The following is a 5586-nucleotide window of genomic DNA, read 5'->3' as shown; positions in this document are numbered from 1 at the left end:
CAAAGACAAACGCCTTCCCGGATGGGAAGGCGTTTGAGGGATAAAGCCCCTGGCGGTGACCTACTCTTGCATGAGGATTCACACTACCATCGGCGCAGCTGCGTTTCACTTCCGAGTTCGGGATGGGATCGGGTGGGACCACAGCGCTATAGCCGCCAGGGAAAGGGTGGGGTCAGCGCAGTGATGCGCCAGACCCACAGAGGGTGTAAACGAGTGACAAGCGTCTGGGTGAAATTCGAACCTGGATGTTTCGTCGAGACATTATGTCTGCGAAGCGTCTTGGGGTTATATGGTCAAGCCTCACGGCTCATTAGTACGCGTAAGCTCAATGCATTGCTGCACTTCCACACCGCGCCTATCAACCACCTAGTCTTGATGGTGCCTTAAGGAGACTCGAAGTCTCGGGAGATCTCATCTTGAGGCGCGCTTCCCGCTTAGATGCTTTCAGCGGTTATCGCTTCCGTTCGTAGCTACCGGGCAATGCCATGGGCATGACAACCCGAACACCAGCGGAACGTCCACTCCGGTCCTCTCGTACTAGGAGCAGCCCCTCTCAAATCTCCAACGCCCACGACAGATAGGGACCGAACTGTCTCACGACGTTCTGAACCCAGCTCGCGTACCACTTTAAATGGCGAACAGCCATACCCTTGGGACCGGCTACAGCCCCAGGATGTGATGAGCCGACATCGAGGTGCCAAACACCGCCGTCGATATGAACTCTTGGGCGGTATCAGCCTGTTATCCCCGGAGTACCTTTTATCCGTTGAGCGATGGCCCTTCCATACAGAACCACCGGATCACTAAGACCTACTTTCGTACCTGCTTGATCCGTCGATCTCGCAGTCAAGCACGCTTATGCCTTTGCACACAGTGCGCGATGTCCGACCGCGCTGAGCGTACCTTCGTGCTCCTCCGTTACTCTTTGGGAGGAGACCGCCCCAGTCAAACTACCCACCACACACGGTCCCTGATCCGGATTACGGACCTAGGTTAGAACGTCAAGCACTTCAGGGTGGTATTTCAAGGATGGCTCCACCGAAACTAGCGTCTCGGTTTCATAGCCTCCCACCTATCCTACACAGAAGAACTCAACGTTCAGTGTGAAGCTGTAGTAAAGGTTCACGGGGTCTTTCCGTCTTGCCGCGGGAACGCTGCATCTTCACAGCGATTTCAATTTCACTGAGTCTCGGGTGGAGACAGCGCCGCTGTCGTTACGCCATTCGTGCAGGTCGGAACTTACCCGACAAGGAATTTCGCTACCTTAGGACCGTTATAGTTACGGCCGCCGTTTACTGGGGCTTCGATCAAGAGCTTCGCCTTGCGGCTGACCCCATCAATTAACCTTCCAGCACCGGGCAGGCGTCACACCCTATACGTCCACTTTCGTGTTTGCAGAGTGCTGTGTTTTTGATAAACAGTCGCAGCGGCCAGGTTACTGCGACCCTCTAGCGCTCAGTCACGCACGTGACCACGCCGGAGGGCGCACCTTCTCCCGAAGTTACGGTGCCATTTTGCCTAGTTCCTTCACCCGAGTTCTCTCAAGCGCCTTGGGATTCTCACCCTGCCTACCAGTGTCGGTTTACGGTACGGTTTCTCTGTAGCTGAAGCTTAGTGGCTTTTCCTGGAAGCGTAGTATCAGTCACTTCGCCCAATAGGGCTCGTCTCGGTGCTCGGCATAAAGAGGGCCGGATTTGCCTAACCCTCATGCCTACCGCCTTTCCCCGGGACAACCAACGCCCGGTAGACCTAACTTTCTCCGTCCCCACATCGCACTACAGACAAGTGCTGGAATATTAACCAGCTTCCCATCGACTACGCATTTCTGCCTCGCCTTAGGGGCCGACTCACCCTGCGCCGATGAACGTTGCGCGAGGAAACCTTGGGCTTTCGGCGTGGGGGCTTTTCACCCCCATTATCGTTACTCATGTCAGCATTCGCACTTCCGATACCTCCAGCAAGCTTCTCAACTCACCTTCACAGGCTTACGGAACGCTCCTCTACCGCGCACACAAAGTGTGCACCCCGAGCTTCGGTGTATAGCTTAGCCCCGTTAAATCTTCCGCGCAGACCGACTCGACCAGTGAGCTATTACGCTTTCTTTAAAGGGTGGCTGCTTCTAAGCCAACCTCCTGGCTGTCTATGCCTTTCCACATCGTTTTCCACTTAGCTATAACTTTGGGACCTTAGCTGCGGGTCTGGGTTGTTTCCCTTTTCACGACGGACGTTAGCACCCGCCGTGTGTCTCCCGTACATTCTGTCCTGGTATTCGGAGTTTGCCATGGTTTACTAAGCCGCGATGGCCCGCTAGCCATAACAGTGCTCTACCCCCAGGAAGATTCATACGAGGCGCTACCTAAATAGCTTTCGAGGAGAACCAGCTATCTCCGAGTTTGTTTAGCCTTTCACTCCTATCCTCAGCTCATCCCCATCTATTGCAACAGATGTGGGTTCGGTCCTCCAGTGCGTGTTACCGCACCTTCAACCTGGCCAAGGATAGATCACTCGGTTTCGGGTCTACTGCCAGAGACTATGCGCCCTATTCAGACTCGGTTTCCCTTCGCCTCCCCTATACGGTTAAGCTTGCCACTGACAGTAAGTCGCTGACCCATTATACAAAAGGTACGCAGTCACCCTTGCGGGCTTCCACTGCTTGTACGTATACGGTTTCAGGGTCTATTTCACTCCCCTCTCCGGGGTTCTTTTCGCCTTTCCCTCACGGTACTTGTTCGCTATCGGTCAGTCAGGAGTATTTAGCCTTGGAGGATGGTCCCCCCATGTTCAGACAGGGTTTCTCGTGCCCCGCCTTACTCAATTTCATCTCTAATGCCCTTTCGCCTACGGGGCTATCACCCGCTATGGCCGGCCTTTCCAAACCGTTCGGCTAAAACACTAAAGACTTTTGGGCTAGTCCGCGTTCGCTCGTCGCTACTGACGGAATCTCGGTTGATTTCTTTTCCTCCGGGTACTTAGATATTTCAGTTCCCCGGGTTCGCTTTCATGAGCTATGTATTCACTCATGAATACTGCTTACGCAGTGGGTTTCCCCATTCGGACATTGCCGGATCAAAGCTTGTTGCCAGCTCCCCGACACTTTTCGCAGGCTGCCACGTCCTTCATCGCCTCTGACTGCCAAGGCATCCACCGTATACGCTTGGTCGCTTGACCATATAACCCCAAGTCGCCTCGGGGCCGATAATCATCATTTACGAGATGATAATCATCGATGTCCAAACAACGCGTCGCTTAATTGCCTCAACGACACATCTCGATTCGGTTTCGAACCAAGACGCTTGTCACTCGTTTACATTTTTTCAAAGAACACCATGTCGGCCACAATGCCGGATGGTTTCAAAATTCTTTATGTGTGCGCTGCCTTCGTTTCACGTCGTGTCACCAAATGGTGGAGCCAGTCAGGATCGAACTGACGACCCCCTGCTTGCAAAGCAGGTGCTCTCCCAGCTGAGCTATGGCCCCAAGTGATTTGGTGGTGGGTCTGGGAGGACTCGAACCACCGGCCTCACCCTTATCAGGGGTGCGCTCTAACCACCTGAGCTACAGACCCGGGAACATCGCCTTCTAAACGAAAAACGTCGCTATCAATGCCAGGCATCGAAGCGGCGTTTCGTTGAAGAGTCCAGCCAGGGATGGCTGGTTTTGCTCTTCGCAAAAGGGATTTTGCGTGAAAATTGAAGTGCAGGTGTCTTGTGTGGACGTCTTGCGGGGAGAAAGATGTCGTTCTCGAAAGGAGGTGATCCAGCCGCACCTTCCGATACGGCTACCTTGTTACGACTTCACCCCAGTCATGAACCACTCCGTGGTCGTCGTCCCCCTTGCGGTTAGACTAACGGCTTCTGGAGCAACTCACTCCCATGGTGTGACGGGCGGTGTGTACAAGGCCCGGGAACGTATTCACCGCAGCATAGCTGATCTGCGATTACTAGCGATTCCGACTTCATGGAGTCGAGTTGCAGACTCCAATCCGGACTGGGATCGGCTTTCTGGGATTGGCTCCACCTCGCGGTATTGCAACCCTCTGTACCGACCATTGTAGTACGTGTGTAGCCCTGGCCGTAAGGGCCATGATGACTTGACGTCATCCCCACCTTCCTCCGGTTTGTCACCGGCAGTCTCCTTAGAGTTCCCACCATTACGTGCTGGCAACTAAGGACAAGGGTTGCGCTCGTTGCGGGACTTAACCCAACATCTCACGACACGAGCTGACGACAGCCATGCAGCACCTGTGTTCTGATTCCCGAAGGCACTCCCGCATCTCTGCAGGATTCCAGACATGTCAAGGCCAGGTAAGGTTCTTCGCGTTGCATCGAATTAAACCACATACTCCACCGCTTGTGCGGGCCCCCGTCAATTCCTTTGAGTTTCAGTCTTGCGACCGTACTCCCCAGGCGGCGAACTTAACGCGTTAGCTTCGACACTGATCTCCGAGTTGAGACCAACATCCAGTTCGCATCGTTTAGGGCGTGGACTACCAGGGTATCTAATCCTGTTTGCTCCCCACGCTTTCGTGCCTCAGCGTCAGTGTTGATCCAGATGGCCGCCTTCGCCACTGATGTTCCTCCCGATCTCTACGCATTTCACCGCTACACCGGGAATTCCACCATCCTCTATCACACTCTAGCTATCCAGTATCCATTGCCATTCCCAGGTTGAGCCCGGGGATTTCACAACAGACTTAAATAACCGCCTACGCACGCTTTACGCCCAGTAATTCCGATTAACGCTTGCACCCTTCGTATTACCGCGGCTGCTGGCACGAAGTTAGCCGGTGCTTATTCCTCAGGTACCGTCAGCCCCACCGGTTATTAGCCAGTAGTATTTCGCTCCTGATAAAAGTGCTTTACAACCCGAAGGCCTTCTTCACACACGCGGCATTGCTGGATCAGGCTTGCGCCCATTGTCCAATATTCCCCACTGCTGCCTCCCGTAGGAGTCTGGACCGTGTCTCAGTTCCAGTGTGGCTGATCATCCTCTCAGACCAGCTAGCGATCGTCGCCTTGGTAGGCCATTACCCTACCAACTAGCTAATCGCACATCGGTTCGTCCAACCGCGCGAGGCCTTTCGGTCCCCCGCTTTCTCCCTTAGGACGTATGCGGTATTAGCGTAAGTTTCCCTACGTTATCCCCCACGTTTGGGTAGATCCCGATGCATTACTCACCCGTCCGCCACTCGCCACCCATAGAGCAAGCTCTACTGTGCTGCCGTTCGACTTGCATGTGTTAGGCATGCCGCCAGCGTTCAATCTGAGCCAGGATCAAACTCTTCACTTAAGTTTTCGACCTCATCCCTGCCGAAGCAGGAAATCGATCTATCTTTCCGAAGCGTATGTCCTAACCTTAAACGTCAAGCGTTTTAAATTTGACTTTCTTGGTTAGACGCTTGCATATGTTTGACATTCAGTCATCCACCGCAAGGCGTCCACACAAGTCACCTGCGCACACTGTCAAAGATCTCAATCACTTGCTGAAGTTTCTCGTTTCAGCGTTGGAACATTTCGTTCCGAGTGAGCCGCTCATCTTACATCATCTTTCCAGTCCGTCAACACCTTCAGCGAAATCTTTTTGCTG

At 53.7% G+C, this 5586-nt stretch carries 2 tRNA genes and 3 rRNA genes; all 5 read right to left on the bottom strand.

From position 1 onward, the window contains the following. Positions 1-47: 47 nt before the first annotated feature. A 5S ribosomal RNA gene (gene rrf, locus DK366_RS20955) occupies positions 48-160 on the bottom strand. Positions 161-289: 129 nt separating this feature from the next. Beyond that, a 23S ribosomal RNA gene (locus DK366_RS20950) occupies positions 290-3168 on the bottom strand. Between the two features lie 233 nt (positions 3169-3401). Then, positions 3402-3477, bottom strand: a tRNA-Ala gene (locus tag DK366_RS20945). 11 nt (positions 3478-3488) lie between these two features. Continuing rightward, positions 3489-3565, bottom strand: a tRNA-Ile gene (locus DK366_RS20940). A gap of 179 nt (positions 3566-3744) precedes the next feature. Continuing rightward, positions 3745-5289: ribosomal RNA gene (locus tag DK366_RS20935) — 16S ribosomal RNA — on the bottom strand. The 16S, 23S and 5S rRNA genes sit together here with 2 tRNA genes alongside, the layout of an rRNA operon. Between the last annotated feature and the right edge of the window lie 297 nt (positions 5290-5586).

This window comes from Dyella sp. C11 (assembly GCF_003121485.1).
Classification (GTDB): Bacteria; Pseudomonadota; Gammaproteobacteria; order Xanthomonadales; family Rhodanobacteraceae; genus Dyella.
This window is presented reverse-complemented; position numbering and strand designations above follow the sequence as displayed.